Annotated in this window: 16 protein-coding genes; 2 read left to right on the forward strand and 14 right to left on the reverse strand. The window is 65.9% G+C overall.

All coding sequences use genetic code 11. The features are described from left to right. Nucleotides 1-38 precede the first annotated feature (38 nt). From rpoS to AC1D02_RS06315, 6 genes are all read right to left on the reverse strand, one after another. Nucleotides 39-1055: an RNA polymerase sigma factor RpoS gene (gene rpoS, locus AC1D02_RS06290; protein ID WP_477314821.1), complete on the reverse strand. Its 1017-nt coding sequence runs from the start codon at nt 1053-1055 to the stop codon at nt 39-41. A 21-nt stretch (nt 1056-1076) separates the two neighbouring features. Then, a complete protein-coding gene (locus AC1D02_RS06295) occupies nt 1077-1988 on the reverse strand; it encodes a peptidoglycan DD-metalloendopeptidase family protein (protein ID WP_477314823.1) in 912 nt (303 codons plus the stop codon). Between the two features lie 37 nt (nt 1989-2025). Continuing rightward, nucleotides 2026-2907, reverse strand: a complete 882-nt coding sequence (locus tag AC1D02_RS06300) for a protein-L-isoaspartate(D-aspartate) O-methyltransferase (RefSeq protein WP_477314825.1) — start codon at nt 2905-2907, stop codon at nt 2026-2028. Beyond that, nucleotides 2904-3641 (reverse strand): 5'/3'-nucleotidase SurE, encoded by a 738-nt coding sequence (surE, locus tag AC1D02_RS06305; RefSeq protein ID WP_477314827.1) that lies wholly within the window; start codon nt 3639-3641, stop codon nt 2904-2906. Before surE ends, AC1D02_RS06300 begins: the two co-directional genes overlap by 4 nt. 157 nt (nt 3642-3798) lie before the next feature. Next, a complete protein-coding gene (locus tag AC1D02_RS06310) occupies nt 3799-6060 on the reverse strand; it encodes a tetratricopeptide repeat protein (protein WP_477314829.1) in 2262 nt (753 codons plus the stop codon). A gap of 10 nt (nt 6061-6070) precedes the next feature. Then, nucleotides 6071-6679: a toll/interleukin-1 receptor domain-containing protein gene (locus AC1D02_RS06315; protein WP_477314831.1), complete on the reverse strand. Its 609-nt coding sequence runs from the start codon at nt 6677-6679 to the stop codon at nt 6071-6073. Between the two features lie 152 nt (nt 6680-6831). Here AC1D02_RS06315 and AC1D02_RS06320 point away from each other — a divergent pair, with 152 nt between their 5' ends. Next, nucleotides 6832-7806 (forward strand): NADPH:quinone oxidoreductase family protein, encoded by a 975-nt coding sequence (locus tag AC1D02_RS06320; RefSeq protein WP_477314833.1) that lies wholly within the window; start codon nt 6832-6834, stop codon nt 7804-7806. A gap of 58 nt (nt 7807-7864) precedes the next feature. Here AC1D02_RS06320 and AC1D02_RS06325 read toward each other — a convergent pair whose 3' ends face one another. Then, nucleotides 7865-9895, reverse strand: a complete 2031-nt coding sequence (locus tag AC1D02_RS06325; RefSeq protein WP_477314835.1) for an ATP-dependent DNA helicase — start codon at nt 9893-9895, stop codon at nt 7865-7867. 28 nt (nt 9896-9923) lie between these two features. Continuing rightward, nucleotides 9924-10124 (reverse strand): YdcH family protein, encoded by a 201-nt coding sequence (locus AC1D02_RS06330; protein ID WP_477314837.1) that lies wholly within the window; start codon nt 10122-10124, stop codon nt 9924-9926. Nucleotides 10125-10276: 152 nt separating this feature from the next. On the opposite strand from AC1D02_RS06330, the gene AC1D02_RS06335 reads away from it, so the two are divergent. After that, nucleotides 10277-11086, forward strand: coding sequence for a PP2C family protein-serine/threonine phosphatase (locus AC1D02_RS06335; protein WP_477314839.1), 810 nt, complete (start codon nt 10277-10279; stop codon nt 11084-11086). 52 nt (nt 11087-11138) lie between these two features. Here the strand turns inward: AC1D02_RS06335 and AC1D02_RS06340 are convergent, their stop codons facing one another. The 6 genes from AC1D02_RS06340 to AC1D02_RS06365 all read right to left on the reverse strand — a co-directional run bounded on the left by AC1D02_RS06340 (nt 11139) and on the right by AC1D02_RS06365 (nt 18929). Further along, the gene (locus tag AC1D02_RS06340; RefSeq protein WP_477314841.1) at nt 11139-11753 is read right to left on the reverse strand and encodes a hypothetical protein; all 615 of its coding nucleotides are present in this window, start codon (nt 11751-11753) and stop codon (nt 11139-11141) included. Between the two features lie 16 nt (nt 11754-11769). Next, nucleotides 11770-12867, reverse strand: coding sequence for a cell division protein ZapE (gene zapE, locus AC1D02_RS06345; protein WP_477314843.1), 1098 nt, complete (start codon nt 12865-12867; stop codon nt 11770-11772). A gap of 60 nt (nt 12868-12927) precedes the next feature. Beyond that, nucleotides 12928-14355 (reverse strand): dihydrolipoyl dehydrogenase, encoded by a 1428-nt coding sequence (gene lpdA / locus AC1D02_RS06350; RefSeq protein WP_477314845.1) that lies wholly within the window; start codon nt 14353-14355, stop codon nt 12928-12930. 12 nt (nt 14356-14367) lie between these two features. After that, nucleotides 14368-14703 carry a PspC domain-containing protein gene (locus tag AC1D02_RS06355; RefSeq protein ID WP_477314847.1) on the reverse strand — a complete coding sequence of 112 codons (336 nt, stop codon included), beginning with the start codon at nt 14701-14703 and terminating at the stop codon, nt 14368-14370. A gap of 62 nt (nt 14704-14765) precedes the next feature. Beyond that, nucleotides 14766-16013, reverse strand: a complete 1248-nt coding sequence (odhB, locus tag AC1D02_RS06360) for a 2-oxoglutarate dehydrogenase complex dihydrolipoyllysine-residue succinyltransferase (RefSeq protein ID WP_477314849.1) — start codon at nt 16011-16013, stop codon at nt 14766-14768. Between the two features lie 60 nt (nt 16014-16073). After that, nucleotides 16074-18929, reverse strand: a complete 2856-nt coding sequence (locus tag AC1D02_RS06365) for a 2-oxoglutarate dehydrogenase E1 component (RefSeq protein ID WP_477314851.1) — start codon at nt 18927-18929, stop codon at nt 16074-16076. Nucleotides 18930-19146: the final 217 nt, after the last annotated feature.

Consider the following 19146-nt stretch of genomic DNA (forward strand, 5'->3'; position numbering starts at 1 on the left):
GAACAGGGTGTCGGTGCGGGCCGTTCGGCCCGGGCGCATCATAACAAGGAATCGCGCACCACGCCACGGGCGGCCATGGCCCGCTTCAGCTTGACCAGCGCTTCCTGCTGGATCTGGCGCACCCGCTCGCGCGTCACGCCCATCTCTTCGGCCAGCGTTTCCAGCGTGGCCGGATCGTCGTTGTCGAGGCCGAAACGGCGCATCACGACGATCCGCTGCTTGTCCGGCAGCTTGGTCAGCCAATCGCGCACCAGCATGGTCATTTCGTGGTGCTCGGCGCGGGCGTCGGGGCTGTCGTCGGCTTCGCCCGGCAGCATGTCCATCAGGCTGGACTGGGGATCGTTGTCGAGCGGGGCGTCGAGCGAGGTGGCGTGCTCGGACAGCGCGAGGATGTCCTGCACTTCCTCGACCGGCCGGCTGACCAGGTGGGCGATGTCCTCGGCAGTGGCGTCCTTGCCGTTGTGGTGCTGGGCTTCGAGGTGGTATTTGGCGCGCAGCACCTGGTTCAGCTCGCGCACCATGTGCACCGGCAGGCGCACCGTGCGGGCCTGGTTCATGATGGCGCGCTCGATGCTCTGGCGGATCCACCAGGTGGCGTAGGTGGAGAAGCGGAAGCCGCGCTCGGGCTCGAACTTGTCGATTGCGCGCATCAGGCCGATGTTGCCCTCCTCGATCATGTCGAGCAGGACCACGCCGCGGTTGATATAGTGCTTGGCGATCGACACCACCAGCCGCAGGTTGTGCTCGATCATGGTCTGGCGCGCGGCAAAGTCGCCGGCCTTGGCCAGGGTGGCGAAGTGGACTTCCTGCGGCGCGGTCAACAGCGGGCGGGTGCCGATCTGGTTCAGGTAATGCTGGGTGGTGTCGGTCGACAGCTCGGCCGCGAGCACCTTTTTCAGTTCGTCGACGGTGGCCAGCACCACGTCCGGCTGCGGCGCGACCTGCTCGTCCGACTCGGCCGCGTCGTCCGGATCGCTCATGGTGTCGTCCAGCGGCCCATCCGGAAAATCGTCCGGGCCCGAGTCCTCTTCCAGCTGGTGCGGCGGATGTGTCATGGGCGCTTCATCGCATCGACTTTAACGGTTTGGCAGGAACCTCGACGGATCGACCGGCTTGCCCTGCTGGCGTATTTCAAAGTGCAGCTTGACCGAATCGGAATCGGAATCGCCCATTTCGGCGATCTTCTCTCCCTTGTTGACGGTCTGGCCTTCCTTGACCACGATGGTGCGATTGTGGGCATAGGCCGACAGCAAGCTGTTGCTATGCTTGACGATGACTAGATTACCATATCCGCGGATGCCGGAGCCCGCGTACATGACTTTTCCGGCGCCGGCGGCCATCACCTGCTGGCCGGGCTTGCCTGCGATGTCGATGCCCTTGTTCTTGCCTTCATCGAAAGTGGCGACGATCTTGCCGTCGGACGGCCACATCCAGCTCAGCCTCTCGTCGTCGTCGGCGCGCACCACGCTGCCTGGCGAGACGGCGGGCGCGGGATTGACGACAGCGGCCTTCTCGACCTTCGGCGCGTCCGGCTTGCCGTCGTCGTCCTTCTTCGCATCGGCCAGCGCGCCGTCGGTGTAGGGTTTCTTGTCGCCGCGCGGGCCGGTCTTCTTCGGCGGGGCGGGACGCACTTCCGGCATCGGCACCGGGTTGGTCTGCATGGCGCCGGCCACGTGCTCGGGCGCGCTCAGGCGCAGCACCTGGTCGACCTTGATGTCGTCCGGGTTGGCCAGGCGGTTCCAGGCCACCACGTCGCGGTAGTTCAGGCCGTGGTCGAGCGCGATGCGCAGCAGGGTGTCGCCGCGCTTGACGATGTAGTTGCCGCGCGCTTCCTCTTTCGGTTCTTCGACGAGCACCGGGGCGGCGGGCCGTGTCGCGACCGGCGGCGGCGCGCGGTCGACGATCGGCGCGCGCCGGCTCGCGGTGCTGCAGGCGCTGAGCAGGCCAACGGTGAGGATCAGGAGTGCGAAGGGACGTGTTTGTTTCATTCTCATATTTATTCGGTTCGACTTTCTCGGAGCGGGCTCAGACGGTGCCCGGACGCAGCGGCACGAAGTGGCAGCCTTCCAGCGTTTCACTCATCCATTCAGCCTTGCCGGTGCGGGTAATCAGTTGCAGGTGCTGCACCTGCGCGCCGACCGGCGCGACCAGCCGGCCGCCGATGGCGAGTTGTTCGAGCAGGGCGCGCGGCACTTCGAGGCCGGCTGCGGCCAGAATGATACCGTCGAAAGGGGCGACCTGCGGCAGGCCAAGCATACCATCTCCGTAGTGCAAGCGCAGGTTAGCGATGCGCAGGGGGCGCAAATTGGCCTTGGCGAGCTCGTGCAGCGGCTTGATCCGCTCGATCGAATACACCTCCTGGGCGACGCAGGCCAGCACCGCGGCCTGGTAGCCGCAGCCGGTGCCGATCTCGAGCACGCGCCTGAGCTGGCCGCCGTTGCGCATCACCTCGATCATGCGCGCCACGATGTAGGGCTGGGAAATGGTCTGGTTGTGGCCGATCGGCAGCGAGGCGTCGATGTAGGCCTGGGCCGACAGCGCCTGCTCGATGAAGGCGTGGCGCGGCACGGTTTCCAGCGCGCCCAGCACCACCCGGTCCTGCACGCCCTGTTTGGCCACCCGCAGCACCATGGCGCGGCGGATCGCGTCCGACACCATCAGGTCCGGACGCGGCGCGCTCGGCGCCGCCGGCTGGGCGCGCTGGAGGGCGTCGCTGTGCGACTTCGACGGCGCCGCGCTGGCCTTCGGCGCCACGTACGGCGTGCCGACGGCGTTGCGGGTCGCGGTCTGCGGCGTGGCCACGCGCGCCGCGGGAGCGCCGGGCGGCCCGTAGGTCTCGCGCTTGCGCTCGGCGGCCCCGGTCACCGAGGACAGCGGCAAGGGGAAGGTGCTGCTCTTTTCTTTCATGCCAGGTCCCCGGCCAGTTGGGCCAGCTGGGTCTTGTGGGTCAGGTCGACCTGCAAGGGGGTGATCGAGACGAAACCGTTGGCGGTGGCGTGGAAATCGGTGCCTTCGCCGGCATCTTTGGTCGCGCCCGGCGGGCCGATCCAGAAAATTTCGCGCCCGCGCGGGTCCTGCGCGCGGATCACCGGCTCGGCCTGGTGGCGCCGGCCGAGGCGGGTCGCGCTGACTTTGCCCAGCTGCTCGTAGGGCAGGCACGGGATATTCACGTTCAGCAGCCACGGCGATTGCAGCGCGTCGAAGCGGCGCAGCACGATCTCGCGCGCGACACGGGCCGCGGCGTCGAGGTGGGCCCAGCCGTGCTCGGCCTGCGAGAAGGCGATCGCCGGGATGCCGAACAGGAAACCTTCGGTGGCGGCGGCGACGGTGCCGGAATACAGGGTGTCGTCGCCCATGTTGGGGCCGTTGTTGATGCCGGAGACGACCAGGTCGGGCCGGTAGTCGAGCATGCCGGTCAGGGCCACGTGGACGCAGTCGGTGGGGGTGCCGTTGACGAAATAGAAACCGTTGGCGGCCTGGGTCACGGACAGGGGGCGGTCGAGCGACAGAGAATTCGACGCGCCCGAGCGGTTGCTGTCGGGAGCGACCACCACGATGTCGGCCACCGCGGCGAGCGCCTCGGCCAATGCGTTGATGCCGGGGGCGAGATAGCCGTCGTCATTGCTGATAAGTATTCTCATGCGGCAATTTTACCTGAACCTGCGGCCGCATCGGCGCCTTCGCCGTAAACATTGGGGGATGGCACGCGGCGGCGACAAACCCGGGGACTAGGCGTCCCCGTCGCTCCGCCGGACCTGGCCCAAGATCTTGGGCGGCGGCGCATGAATCATCCAGCTGCTACCCGCCCCTGGCCTCCAGCGCGCCTTCCAGCGACTCGACCTCGGCTTCGCCGAACGCGATGCGCGCGTCCTTGTCGCCCTGCATGTCGTACACCTGGCGGATCAGGGCGGCGCCGCGCCGCCGCAATCGCGGCGCCACGCTGGGCCGCAGCACGACCTTGCGCAGGCTGTCGGCCAGTTCGCGCGCTTCGGCCTGGTTCTGGTTGTCGATCAGGTGCTCCAGTTCGGCCAGCTGCAGTGCGAGGCCGTCGGAATCGGCGCCGCGCAGGTCGCGAAACGGCTGGCGCACCGCCGCCGGACCGGTTTCGGCTTCGTGCGGGCCGGCCGACAGCGCCGCCTGCATGCGCGCCCCTCCCCCTGGCGCCGATTCGCCCTGCCGCCCCAGCCGCGCGGCCAGGCGCCGCTCGACGCTGGCCGCCTCCGGCGGCTCGACGCCGAAACGGCGCCGGTAGGAACGCGCCAGCGCGGCGTCGACTTCCTGCACGCCCTTGACGTCGCACTGGTCGGCCAACATGTCGGCCAGCGTTTCCAGCGCCTGCAAGGTGTCGGGATGGTCGGCGCCGGCGTGGCGCTCGCGCGCCCGCACCACGCCCTCCTGCAGCTTGCGCCCGTTGGCGAGGTCGCCCAGGCGCCGCAGCACCAGCGCCAGCTGCTGGGTGCAGCGCAGGGTGTCGTCGTGCTCGGCCCCGAGCAGGCGTTCGCGCCCCACCAGCACGCGTTCGTATTTCATGCGCGCGAGCGTGAGCTTGCCGGCGCGCGCCAGCGTGCCCGCGTGGGCGTCGAGGCTGGCCAGGGTCATTGCGTGGTCCGGTCCGAAGCGCTGCTCCCAGGCGGCGTCGAGTTCTTCGTGCAGTGCGAGCGCGGCGGCGAAGTCGCCAAGGTCGGCGAGCGTGGCGGCCAGTTCGCCGCGCACCGAAAGCGTCTCGGGATGATCGTCGCCGAGCAGGCGCCGGCAGTCGTGTTCCAGCAGCTCGTAGAGGAATTTGGCTTCGTGCAGCTTACCGGTCTGGCGCAGGACGCAGGCCAGGCTGGCGCGGCTGGCGCGGGTGTCGGCGTGGTCCTGGCCGAGCAGGCGCTCGCGCAATTGCATGCTCTCCTTGAAGCATTCCTGCGCCTGCCGCTCCCTGCCCTGGCGCCGATACAGTTCGCCCAGGCGGCGCAGGTCGCCGGCCAGCGGCACCGACACCGCGGTGGAAATGCCGTCGGCCGACAGCGCGCGCGCGGCCGCGACGCGCCCCAGCAGCCCCACCTCGGCGTGCGACTGCCACGGGAAATGGCCCTCGGCCACCCAGTCGAGCAAGGTCTCGAAGGTGCGCGCCAGCGAAAAGCGGTCGCCCTCGCGGCCGGCGCTTTCGGCCAGGCGGTCGCCGCCGGCCATGGCGTTGGTTTGCTGCAGCTGCACTTCGTCGAGGTAGCTGTCGAGCGATATCTTGCTGACGCCGTAGGACTCGCGCAGCAGCTTTTCCAGCGCGCTCTGGTAGCCGCCGCCCTTGACCGCGTCGCCGCGGCGCCACTGCAGGCGGCGCTCGCTGTCGGCGCTGTCGATCGAGCACGGCAGCGGGTAGAGCAGCAGCGGACGCTGTTCGTCTTCGTGGCTGCAACGGTATTCGATGGCGCGCTGGACCGCGCCGCACAGGCCGTCGAGGCTGCGCTGGCTGGGCGTGAACAAGCCCACCAGCTTGCGCGGCAACAGCGTGGTGCAGATGCTGACGGCGGCCGAGCGGCCGCTGCGCGCGTCGACCAGCACGTGCCGGAAGCGGAGCGCCATGTGTTCGCCAAAGCTGCGGAACAAGGCCGGGCAGGCGGCGAACAGGCCATCCCAATCCATCGCGTCGGCGCGCTCGCCATAGGTGTCGTCGAAGCGCCCGGCGCGCATCAGGTACAGCGGGCGGCTCTGGTCGACCCGCTCCACGTAGGGCATCCAGTCAATCGCTTCGAGCACGGCGCGCGCCAGGCGCACATCGTCGCCGGCGCATTCGGCCTGGCTGCGCACCAGCATGTCGAGGTGCTCGCGCAGGGCCGCGAAATATTCCAGCAGGCCGGGACGACCGGCGTCGCCGCCGAAGGCGTGATGCAGGCCGGGCGACTCGGTGTCCCAGTCGATCATCAGCACCGGCACGGTGGCGTTGTTGCCGCCGGCCAGCAGCACGGCCATGTTGGCCAGCGCGCCGCTGCGCGCCGTTCCGCTCTCGAACGAATAGAAGGTGGTCACGTCGCCGGGAGCGGGTATCGGCGGCAGGGTAATGCGGTTGATTTCCATAGGACTCCTTTTATTTTTTTGGGAACGAGACTTCCGGGATGTCACGCCATTCAGGTGGGACACCGGGAAGCACGAATTGGTTGCAATCGTGTCCGGTCAGCGAGCATTTTTTTAGAATTTGGTAGTGCTGCACGATGCGTTCGACGATCTTCTCGATATCGGGAAGAAAATCCATGTTCGACTTGAGGTCCGGCGTGGCCATCGTGAAACGCGAGAAGTCGACGTACATGCCGGACTCGGTGATCTGCGCCGGCAGGCCGTCGGGGTGGCGCGTCATCACCACCGGGATGATCAGGTGGCTCGGCAAGTCGTAGTAGCGGCGCCGCTCCTGTTCCAGCTGCACCATGCCGGCGTACTCGCGGCGGGTGTAGGGATGGGCCTCGTACTTCGGCGTGTAGATCATGATCATGGCCACGCTTTCGCACATCGCGCGCGCGATCTTGCGGTCGATGTCGTCGCCGCCGCCGAGCTGCTCGTGGTCGACGAACAGTTCGTCCTCGCGGTCGAAATGCGGCTCGAGGTAGCAGCGCAGCGCGTCGGCCAGCGCGGTCTTGAAGCGGTTCATCAGGTCGTATTTGCCGTGGGCGTAACTGAAGAAACAGCCGTAGCGAATTCCCATATCGACCTCCCGTGAACAAATAGTGCCAACTGCGCTCGGACGACTGTATCAAGCTCGTCCATTGTCACTTTGCGTCGGCGCAAATGGCCGGGAGCGGGCATAATGAAAAATCAAACGATCGTACTTTTTCAACATCACAAGCGGAGACGGCGATGAAAGCGGTGGTATGCAAAGCGTGGGGATTGCCTGACACATTGGAAGTGCAGGAATTGCCGGACCTGCGGGCGGCGCCGGGCCAGGTGGTCATCGACGTCAAGGCGGCCGGGGTGAATTTTCCGGACGTGCTGATCATCCAGGGCAAGTACCAGGTCAGGCCGGAGTTGCCGTTCACGCCGGGCAACGAGCTGGCCGGCGTGGTGCGCGCGGTGGGCGACGGAGTTTCGCACCTCAAGGCCGGCGACAAAGTAATCGCCTTCACGCAGCAGGGCGCGTTCGCCGAGCAGGTGGCGGCGCCGGCGCAGATGGTGATGCCGATGCCGCCGGGGATGGACTTCGACACCGCGGCGGCGATCACCCTCACCTACGGCACCTCGCACCACGCGGTGGTGGACCGCGCGGCGCTGAAGGCCGGCGAGACCATGCTGGTGCTGGGCGCGGCCGGCGGCGTCGGGCTGGCGGCGATCGAGATCGGCAAGGCGCTGGGCGCGCGCGTGATCGCGGCCGCGTCGAGCGAGGAGAAGCTGGCGGTGTGCCGCGCGCACGGCGCCGACGCGACCATCAATTACACCACCGAGGATCTGCGCGAAGCGATCAAGCAGGCCACCGGCGGCAAGGGGCCGGACGTGATCTACGATCCGGTTGGAGGACAGTATGCGGAGCCGGCGTTCCGCTCGATCGCTTGGCGCGGGCGTTACCTGGTGGTTGGGTTTGCCAACGGCGAGATCCCGAAGCTGCCGTTCAACCTGATGCTGCTGAAAGGCGCGTCGGTGGTCGGGGTGTTCTGGGGAGATTTCGTGCGCAAGGAGCCGAAGGCGAACCTGGCGGCGATGCACGAGCTGCTCGGGTGGCTGGGCGAAGGCAAAATCCGGCCGCTGATTTCGAACCGGTATGCGCTGGCCGATACGCACCTGGCGCTGAACGACATGGCGGCGCGCAAGGTCACCGGCAAAGTGGTGATCGTGCCGTAGCCGTCGACAAAGACGGGGCCAGGTCCGCCGGGCCTGACCCCAGGCTTCAAGCCGCGGCTCAGGCCCCGGCCGGCGGCTTGAAGAAGTCGATGACGTCCTGCTGGACGCGCGTGCGCTTGAACGGCGGCAGGCTTTGCCACACGCGCTTGCCGTACGACTTGCTGATCAGCCGCGGATCGCAGATCATCAGCACGCCGCGGTCGGTCTCGTCGCGGATCAGGCGCCCCGCTCCCTGCTTGAGGTTGATGATCGCCTCCGGCAGCGTGTGGTGCATGAAGCCGTTCATGCCCTGCTTCTCCATCACGTCGATGCGCGCGGCCAGCACCGGGTCGTCGGGCGGCGCGAACGGCAGCTTGTCGATGATGACCAGCGACAGCGCGTCGCCGCGCACGTCGACGCCTTCCCAGAAACTCTGGCTGCCCACCAGCACGGCGTTGCCGGCGTTGCGGAACGAGTCGAGCAGCTCGGTGCGCCCGCGCTCGCCCTGCACGAACAGCGGGTACTCGAGGCCGCGGTCGTCGAACTCCTTGCGCAGCCGCTCGGCCACGTGCTTGACCGCGCGAATCGTCGTGCACAGGAAGAAGGTGCGCCCGCCGGCCGCTTCGATCACCGGCAGCGCGGCGTCGATCACCGCGTCGGTGTAGCCCATCGCGTTCGGATCGGGCAGCCCGGTCGGCACGTAGAGGATGCCCTGCTGCTCGTAGTTGAAGGGACTCGGCCAGGTTTGCGCCGCCTCCCCCGCCAGTCCCATCTGCTCGGTGAAGTGCTTGAAGTCGTTCTTCACCGCCAGCGTCGCCGACGTGAAGATCCAGCTGCGCGGCGTGCCTTCGCGCTGGTTGTTGAAGATCGGCGCGATCGACAGCGGCGTCTTGTGCAGCTGCAGCGACGAGGCGAAGGCTTCGACCCACAGCACGGCGTCGTCGCCTTCGACCATCTTGCCCTTGCCGTCCGCCTTCCAGCCATCGAGCGACTGACCCAGTTCGACCGCGCGCACGCGGCACTGCTCGATGGTCTCGGCGCGCGCCGACTGGTCTTCCAGCACGGCGATCATCTCGCCCAGCTTTTCCTTGACGGTGTCGAGCGCCGGGAAGAACGGCGACGAGGCCGGGATCTGCGCCAGCGACATGCGCACGATGTCCTGCGAAAAGGTCAGGCGCAGGTCGCGCGCGGCCTTCTCGACCGCGGTGACGACCTTGGCCCAGTCAGGCCCGCCGCGCGCGTGCGCCAGGCCCTCGGCCAGCACGTCGCGGCACAGTTCGAGGATCTGCGAAGTGGACACGGTCTGGCCGAAGAACAGCGTCGCCGTATCCGGCAGCTGGTGCGCCTCGTCGAAGATGATGGTGTTGGCCGACGGCAGAAGCTCGGCCACGCCGGTGTCCTTCAGCGCCACGTCGGCGAAGAACAGGTGGTGGTTGACCACCACCATGTCGGCCTGCTGCGCCTCGCGCCGCGCCTTCATGACGAAGCAGTCCTGGTAGTACTGGCACTCGGCGCCGACGCAGTTGTCGCGGGTCGAGGTGACCAGGTTCCAGATCGTCGCGTTCTCCGGCACCTTGGACAGTTCGGCCTTGTCGCCCGAGCTGGTCATCTTGATGAAGCGCGAAATCTCGCGCAGGTGGCCGACGTCGTCGCGCGAGGTCATGCGGCCGTTCTGCATGGTGCGCTCGAGGTTGTAGTGGCAGACGTAGTTCGAGCGGCCCTTGAGCAGCGCGACCGACACCGGCGCGCGCAAGGCGGCGCGCACGGTGGGGATGTCGCGCAGGAACAGCTGGTCCTGCAGGTTCTTGGTGCCGGTCGAGACGATCGTTTTGCCGCCCCACATCAGCGCCGGCACCAGGTAGGCGAAGGTCTTGCCGGTGCCGGTTCCGGCCTCGGCGATCAGGGTCTTCTGGTCGGCGATGGCCTGGGCGATCGACTTGGCCATCTCGGTCTGCGAGCGGCGCGGGCTGAAGCTGCCGACGGCGGGCGCGAGCGGGCCGCCGGCGGAAAACAGGCGGTCGATCTCGGCGTCGTATTTGCCGACCGGCTGCTCGCCCTTGTCAGCGGCGCCGGGAAGCTGTTCGCCGGGCGCCTGGTTGGAATCGGTCAAAATGGAGTGTCAGTGATGCGAAGACGGATCAGGCCGGAACATCCGGCACCAATTGCATTTTCAACAAGGTGATATGGTCTTTCAGCTGCAGCTTGCGCTTCTTGAGGCGGCGCAACTGCAACTGGTCGTGATGGCCATCGAGCACCAGCATATCTATGACCGCATCGAGGTCGCGATGTTCCACGTCGAGTTCGATCAGGCGGCGCTGGATTTCCTGGACATCTGGCATAGTTTTGTTGTTCTCAACAGTTTTTTACAATTACCTTTCGAGGGAGCGCAGGGAAAGGCATACAATCGAGCGCAAGAATTAGTTACCGCTTGCAACATTCGGTGGAATCAGTGCATAGTTTAATCTACCCAGAGGTTGCCGCCAACATAGATATGAATTCATACAAGATCGAAGCCGGAACAGCGCAACATATCGGAAACCGCCCCCAGCAGAACGACCGGGTGGCGGTGTATTCGGGCGCCCGCGCGCCCGGTTACATGCTCGCCGTGCTGGCCGACGGCGTGGCCGGCGGCGCCACGGCCTCGGAACAGGTGCTGCACACGGCCAAGCAGCTGTTCGACGAATTCAAGCCGGGCGACGCGCCCAGCATCGAACGCCTGTCAGGGCTGCTGCGCGAGATCGTCCACGAGACCCACCTGGTGATCAAGCTCAATGCGGTGGCCATCGAGAACGAGCAGCAATGCACCTTCGTCGCCCTGCTGTTGACGCCGTCGGGCCAGGCGGTGTGGGCGCACGTGGGCGATTCGCGCCTGTACCGCTTCGAGAAATCCGAATGCAAGTCGCGCACCGGCGACGCCAGCTACATCGACCACCTGATGGAGACCGACCGCTTGCCGGCCGAGGCGGCGCGAAACCATCGGCACTCGAAGCTGCTGGTCAATGTGCTGGGCAACAGCCGCAAGGAGCCGTTCGTCGCGATCGGCAGCCACGAAGGACTGAAGGTGGGCGATTCCTTCCTGTTGTGCACCGACGGCCTGTGGCACTTCTTCACCGACGCCGAACTGGGCGCGGTGCTGGCGAAGAACTCGCCGCGGCAGGCGTCCGGGATGCTGATCGACAAAGCCGGCGAACGGGCCCAGGGCAAAGGCGGCAACTGCACGATGGCGATCGTCAAGCTGGTGGCGCTGCCGAAAGAGGCATCGCCGGTCTACAAAGTCCAGAAGATGGGCCGCGCGGTCTGATAAAAATGGGGACCAGGTGTCCCCGTCGCTCCGCCGGACCTGACACTTTTTCTTATTTCGTTTCTTCGGCCTTCTGCTTCTTCTTCTCTTCGATCTCGCGCTGGCGCCGCTCCGACTCCGCCTTGCGCTTTTCGAACGCCGCCACATTGGCCGCACGCTTGGCGGCGCCCGCTTTCTCCTGTTCCGCAATCTGCTTCATTCTGGCCGCATGCTGCGCGCTTCGGTCCACGACCGGCTGCGGCTTGCGCGGCGCATCCGCCCGCGGCTGGTACGGCGGCGCCGGCGGCAGCGCGGCCTGGCGCGCCTCTTCCTGCTTGAATTCCGCGTCGGCCTTTGCCATCTCGCGGTCGCGCTCATCGACCTTGGCCTGGCGCTGATAGCGTTCGGCCTCGTTCTCGATCGCGTGCAGCGCGGCGAGCGCGGTGCGGCGCTTCTCGCGCGCCTTGTCCAGGCAGTTGTTGACGAGGAATTTCGAGTAGCACTGCTGCTCGCTGACCGCGTATTCGGCTTCGGCACTTGCGCGTTCGCGCGCGGCCTTCGCCAGCTTGCCCTGGGCTTCGGCGACCGAATGGCTCGCGGGCGCCGGCGGCGGCGGCGGCGACGGTTTCACTCCCGCGCAGCCGGCCAGCGCCAGCAGCACCATCCACACTGAAAGCTGCTTGATCATCGTCCTGGTTCTCCGGTTAGGCAATTGCATCGGCGGCGTCGCGGCGCGCCGTTTCCATGTACTCGCGCGACTGCATTTCAATGATACGCGAGACGGTGCGGTGAAACTCGTTCGCCAGCATGCCCTCGGTGTACAGCTCCTCGGGCTCGACTTCGGCCGACATCAGGAGCTTGACCTTGTGGTCGTAGAACACGTCGACCAGCCAGGTGAAGCGGCGCGCCTCGGACGACTGCCCGGCCGACATCGCGGGAATCCCCGACAGGATCACGGTGTGGAAGCGGCTGGCGATTTCGAGGTAGTCGTTCTGCGAACGCGGGCCGCCGCACAGGGTGGCGAAGTCGAACCAGATGATGCCGCCGGCGCGGCGCAGCGCGCGGATCTCGCGCTGCTCGATGTGCACGCGCGGGTCTTCGTCCGCGGTCTCGGCGATCTTCGAATACGCGGTGCGCAGCGCCTGGTCGGAGGCGGCGCCCAGCGGCGTGTAGTACGAGTCGACCTGTTCCAGCGCGCGCTTGCGGTAGTCGACGCCGGCGTCGACGTTCAGCACGTCGAGCTTTTCCTTCAGCAGCGCGATGGTCGGCAGCATGCGGTCGCGGTGCAGCCCGTCCGGGTACAGCAGGTCCGGATCGTAGTTCGACGTCATGATGAACGAGACGCCGTTGTTGAACAGCGCCGTGAGCAGGTTATACAGGATCATCGCATCGGCGATGTCTGAGACGTGGAATTCGTCGAAGCAGATCAGGCGGTACTTCTTGGCGATGCGGCGCGCGACTTCGTCGAGCGGATCGGCCACGCCCTTCAGCTCGTCGAGCTGGCGGTGCACGCCGCGCATGAATTCGTGGAAGTGCAGGCGCGTCTTGCGCACCACCGGCACCACCGAGTAGAAGCTGTCCATCAAAAACGATTTGCCGCGCCCCACCCCGCCCCACAGGTAGACGCCGCGCGGGACGTCCGGCCGGTTGATCAGGCGCTTGAAGCTCGATGAGCGGCGGTCCTTGTAGGCGACCCATTCGTCGTAGGCGCGCTGGAGCCGGTCCACCGCGCGCTGCTGCGCCTCGTCGGACTGGTAGCCACGCTGGGCCAGCGAATGTTGGTAAAACTCTTGGACGTTCATTGGCTACGGTATAAAGCAAAACGGGCCGGCTTGTGGCCGGCCCGCTCTGGGGGTTATTGATCAGAAGTTCAGCGAACGCTTGTCGACGGCAAGCATGGCTTCCTTGGTCGACTCGGACAGCGACGGGTGAGCGTGGCAGATGCGCGCGATGTCTTCCGACGAAGCGCGGAACTCCATCGCGACCACGGCTTCCGAAATCAGCTCGGACGCCATCGGGCCGACGATATGAACGCCGAGGATTTCATCGGTCGTCGCGTCGGCCAGCACCTTGACCATGCCGGAGGTGTCGCCCAGCGCGCGCGCGCGGCCGTTCGCCATGAACGGGAAGCTGCCCGCCTTGTACGCGGTGCCGGCGGCTTTCAGCTGCTGCTCGGTCTGGCCGACCCACGCGATTTCCGGCGAGGTGTAGATCACCCACGGAACCGTGTTGAAGTTGACGTGGCCGTGCTGGCCGGCGATGCGCTCGGCAACCGCCACGCCCTCTTCCTCGGCCTTGTGCGCCAGCATCGGGCCGCGCACCACGTCGCCCACCGCCCACACGTTCGGCAGGCTGGTCTTGCAGTCGTCGTCGACGGCGATGAAGCCGCGCTCGTCCAACTTCAGGCCGACCGTTTCGGCGCCCAGGCCGTTGGTGTTCGGGACGCGGCCGATCGAGATGATCAGCTTGTCGAATTCGGCGGTCTGCTCGGCGCCGGAAGCGTCGGCGTACGCCACGGTGACCTTGTCGCCGGCAGGCGTGATCTTGCCGATCTTGCAGCCAAGGCTGATCTTCAGGCCCTGCTTGGTGAACAGCTTGTGCGCTTCCTTGGCGATCTGCTCGTCGACCGCGCCCAGGAAGGTCGGCAGGCCTTCCAGCACGGTGACTTCGGAACCGAGGCGGCGCCATACGCTGCCCATCTCGAGGCCGATCACGCCGGCGCCGATCACGCCCAGCTTGGCCGGCACGGCGTCGATCGCCAGTGCGCCGGTGTTCGACAGGATCAGTTTTTCATCGAACGGGGCGCCCGGCAGTTCGCGTGCGTTCGAACCGGTTGCGACGACGACGTGCTTTGCCGTCAGGGTCTCGGCATTGGCGCCGGTGACGCTGACCGTGTAGCCGCCTTCCGCGCTGCCCGCGAACGCGCCGCGGCCGTGGAAGAAGGTGACCTTGTTCTTCTTGAACAGGTACAGGATGCCTTCGTTGTTCTGCTTGACGACGGTGTCCTTGCGCTTCAACATCTGCGGCAGGTTCAGCGACAGGCCGGCGACGTCGATGCCGTGCTCCTTGAAGCTGTGGCCGGCGTGCTCGAAATGCTCGGACGATTGCAGCATCGCCTTGGACGGGATGCAGCCGACGTTGGTGCAGGTGCCGCCCGGTGCGGGACCGCCCTTGGCGTTGGCCCATTCATCGATGCAGGCGACGGAAAAACCCAGTTGCGCGGCGCGGATAGCGGCGATGTAGCCGCCAGGTCCGGCGCCGATGACGACGACGTCAAATTGTTTGCTCATTGTTTGATATTCCTAGATTGATTCTTCGGGGACGAAAATCCACAGCAGCAGGTAGATCAGCAGGCCGAAGCCGAAGGTGACGGTAAACAGCACGAACACCAGGCGCCAGATCCACGATTCCATGCCGGAGGCTTTCGCGAGGCCGCCGCAGACGCCACCGAGCCAGCGGTCGGTGCGCGAGCGGCGCAGTGCGCCGATCTCGCTGGCGAAGTCGGAACCGGGCGCCGGCTTGTTCAAGTCGACGCCGCCGCCTAGCACCTTGGCCTTGGCCTGCTCGTACTCGGCGTCGTTCAGCGCGCCGGCCTGGTGCAGTTCGTGCAAACGCTTGATTTCATCGGAGACACTCATGACGACCACCTCTCAAAAACATGGTTGGCACGCGCCGCGGGCGGCGCGCTGGATACGACCGATTACAGGTCCAGCAGCAGGCGCGATGGATCTTCCAGCGTTTCCTTCATCGTGACCAGGCCCAGGACGGCTTCGCGGCCGTCGATGATGCGGTGGTCGTACGACATCGCCAGGTAGTTCATCGGACGCACCACGACCTGGCCGTTTTCGACGACGGCGCGATCCTTGGTCGCGTGCACGCCCAGGATGGCCGACTGCGGCGGGTTGATGATCGGGGTCGACAGCATCGAGCCGAAGGTGCCGCCGTTCGAGATCGAGAAGGTGCCGCCGGTCAGGTCGTCCAGGGTCAGCTTGCCTTCCTTGGCCTTGGCGCCGAATTCGCCGATCTTGCGTTCGATGTCGGCGATCGACATCTGGTCGGCGTTGCGAATGATCGGCACCACCAGGCCGCGCGGCGAACCGACCGCGATGCCGATGTCGAAGTAGCCGTGGTAGACGATGTCGTTGCCGTCGACCGAGGCGTTGATGATCGGGTACTTCTTCAGCGCGGCGACGGCGGCCTTGACGAAGAACGACATGAAGCCCAGCTTGACGCCGTGCTCTTTCTCGAACTTGTCCTTGTACTTGTTGCGCAGGTCGATCACCGGCTGCATGTTCACTTCATTGAACGTGGTCAGGATCGCGTTGGTCGACTGCGACTGCACCAGGCGCTCGGCGATGCGGGCGCGCAGGCGGCTCATCGGCACGCGTTCTTCCGGACGGTCGCCCAGGCTGGCGATGGCCGGCGCGGAGACCTGCTGCAGCGCAGGCTTGGCAGCCACTGGAGCCAGCGGCGCCGGCGCTGCCGGCTTGACGGCGACGGCGCTCAGCGCATCGCCCTTGGTGACGCGGCCGTCCTTGCCGGTGCCCGCGACCTGGCTGGCGGTCATGGAAGCTTCGGCCAGGATCTTCGCGGCGGCAGGCATCGCGATGTCGCCCTTCGACGCAGGCGACGGCGAGTCGACGCTTGGCGCCGGTGCGTTCGGGGTGGCGACGGCCTTGACTTCCAGCGGGCTCACTTGCGCGGCCGCTTCGGTGTCGATGATGGCGATGACTTCGCCGGCGACCACGGTGCTGCCGTCGCCCTTGATGATCTGGACGATGGTGCCCGCGGCCGGCGCCGGCAGTTCAAGGACCACCTTGTCGGTTTCGATGTCGATCAGGTTTTCGTCGCGCGAGACCGGCTCGCCGACTTTCTTGTGCCATGCAAGCATGGTCGCTTCTGCTACCGACTCCGACAGTTGTGGAACCTTGACTTCGATTTGTGCCATGTAAAACTCCGTATTCTGTTTTGGGTGCTGCGCCCCGCTCGTGACGGGGCGCGCCGATTATTATTTCGTGAGGATGAAGCCCTTGAGCTTGGAGAACGCAGTCTCCAGCAACTCCTTCTGCTGCGCGTAGTGCTTGTCGTAGTAACCGACCGCAGGCGAGGCCGAAGCCGGGCGGCCCGCATACGCGAGACGCTGGCCCGATTCCAGGCTTTCGAAAATGTTGTGCTGGATCTGGAACCACGGACCCTGGTTCTGCGGCTCATCCTGCGCCCATACCAGCTCGGTGAAGTTCGGGAACTTCTTCAGTTCGGCCGCGAACGACTTGTGCGGGAACGGATACAGCTGCTCGATGCGGATGATGGCGACGTCGGACACGCCGCGCGTCTTGCGCTGCGCGACCAGGTCGTAATAGACCTTGCCCGAGCAGGCGATCACGCGCTTGACCTTCTTGCCGTCGATCTTGTCGTCCACTTCGCCGATCACGGTCTGGAACGCGCCCTTGGCGAGATCCGACAGCGGCGAGCCGGCGTCCTTGTTACGCAGCAGCGACTTCGGCGTCATGATGACCAGCGGCTTGCGGAACTGGCGCACCATCTGGCGGCGCAGCAGGTGGAAGATCTGCGACGCGGAGGTCGGCTGCACCACTTGCATGTTGTTGTCCGCGCACAGCTGCAGGAAGCGCTCGAGGCGCGCCGACGAGTGCTCGGGGCCCTGGCCTTCGTAACCGTGCGGCAGCATCATCACCAGGCCCGATGCGCGGCCCCACTTCACTTCGCCGGAGCTGATGAACTGGTCGATCACGACTTGCGCGCCGTTGGCGAAGTCGCCGAACTGGGCTTCCCAGATCGTCAGCGTGTTCGGTTCGGCGGTCGAATAGCCGTACTCGAATGCGAGCACCGCTTCTTCGGACAGCACCGAGTCGATCACGGTGAACGGGGCCTGGGTGTCGGACACGTTGCACAGCGGGACGTAGGTGCCCGCGTCCCAACGCTCGCGGTTCTGGTCGTGCAGCACGGCGTGGCGGTGCACGAAGGTGCCGCGGCCGGCGTCCTGGCCGGTCAGGCGGATCGCGTAGCCGGACGACACCAGCGACGCGTAGGCGAGGTGCTCGCCCATGCCCCAGTCGAGGTTCATCTCGCCGCGGCCCATGGCGGCGCGGTCGGCCAGAACCTTTTCAACCAGCGAGTGGGCCTTGAACTGCTCCGGCACCACGGTGATGCGGGCGGCCAGGCGCTTCAGCTCCGTCATCGGCACGGCGGTGTCGGCGCTGTCGGTCCACTTCTTGTTCAGGAACGGCAGCCAGTCGACCGCGTACTTGTTCTTGAAGTTCGAGATGACCGGATCGACCGTGTGCTTGCCGGCGTCCATCGCATCGCGGAACTTGGCGACCATCTTGTCGCCGCCGTCGGCAGGAATCACGCCCTGGGCGATCAGCTTGTCCGCGTACAGCTTGCGCGTGCCTGGATGCTGGCCGATCTTCTTGTACATCAGCGGCTGGGTCAGTGCAGGCGTGTCCTGCTCGTTGTGGCCCAGTTTGCGGTAGCTGATGATGTCGAGGACGATGTCCTTCTGGAACTGCATGCGGTAGTCGAGCGCGATCTGGGTCGCCAGCACCACCGCTTCCGGGTCGTCGCTGTTGATGTGCAGAACCGGCGCTTCGATCATCTTGACGACGTCCGAGCAGTACAGCGTCGAGCGCGCATCGCGCGGATCCGAGGTGGTGAAACCGATCTGGTTGTTGATCACGATGTGCACCGTGCCGCCCGTGCCGTAGCCGCGGGTCTGCGCGAGGTTCAGCGTTTCCATGACCACGCCCTGGCCGGCGAATGCGGCGTCGCCGTGCACCAGGATCGGCAGCACTTGCGCGCCGTCCTTGTCGCCGCGGCGGTCCATGCGCGCCTTGACCGAGCCTTCGACGACCGGGTTGACGATCTCGAGGTGCGACGGGTTGAACGCCAGCGACAGGTGGACCGGGCCGCCGGCGGTAGCGATATCGCTGGAGAAGCCCTGGTGGTACTTGACGTCGCCGGACGGCAGTTCGTCGCCGTGCTTGCCTTCGAATTCTTCGAACAGGTCGGCTGGCGACTTGCCCAGGGTGTTGACCAGGACGTTCAGGCGGCCGCGGTGGGCCATGCCGATGACGATCTCCTGCACGCCTTTTTCGCCGGCGCGCTGGATGGTCTCGTCGATCGACGCGATGAACGACTCCGAGCCTTCGAGCGAAAAGCGCTTCTGGCCGACGTAGCGGGTGTGCAGGTAGCGCTCGAGGCCTTCGGCCGCGGTCAGGCGGTCGAGGATGTGGACTTTTTTCTCGGCCGAGAAGCTCGGGGTCGAGCGGATCGATTCCAGCTTCTCTTGCAACCAGCGCTTTTCGGCCGGGTCGCTGATGTACATGAATTCGGCGCCGATCGAGCGGCAGTAGGTATCGCGCAGGAAGTTGATCAGGTCGCGCAGCGACGCCGTCTCCTGGCCGAAGTAGGTATTGCTGATGTTGAACTGGGTGTCCATGTCAGCGTCGGTGAAGCCGTAGAACGCCGGTTCCAGTTCGGGAATCGTCGGGCGCTCCTGGCGCTGCAGCGGATCGAGGTTGGCCCACTGCGAACCGAGGTTGCGGTAGGTGGCGATGAGCTGGGTCACGGAGACGTTCTTGCGACCCATGTCGGCGTCGGCGGCGGCGTGCACCACGCGGATCGGGCCCGCTTTCGCGCGTTCGGCGAAGGAGGCGATCACGGAGGCGTGGACGACGTCGGGTTTGTTGGAACCATCGACCGCAGGCACGTTCTGCATGGAGTCGAAGTAGGCTCGCCAATTGTCCGGCACCGAGCCAGGATTGTCGAGATAGGCCTCGTATAACTCTTCTACGTATGGCGCGTTGCCACCGAACAGATACGAGTTCGCTGTCTGTTGTTGCATCATCTTGCTCACCTTTCGTTCGCGCTTCGCGAAATTGGCGGGTTAATCTAACCTTCCGCGACACGGCCTGACCGGTTAGCGGATTGCACATCAAGTTGTGGGGAAGGACTGTAAAGCTTCGGACTACGCTGACTGCTCATCAGAATATAGCACGCGTTATTATAAGGCAGCATTCGGTTGCGCGAAAAAGAATGGCCGATTTGGCGGCGAAAAATGATGC

It is taken from the genome of Massilia sp. P1_C10 (genome assembly GCF_056406475.1).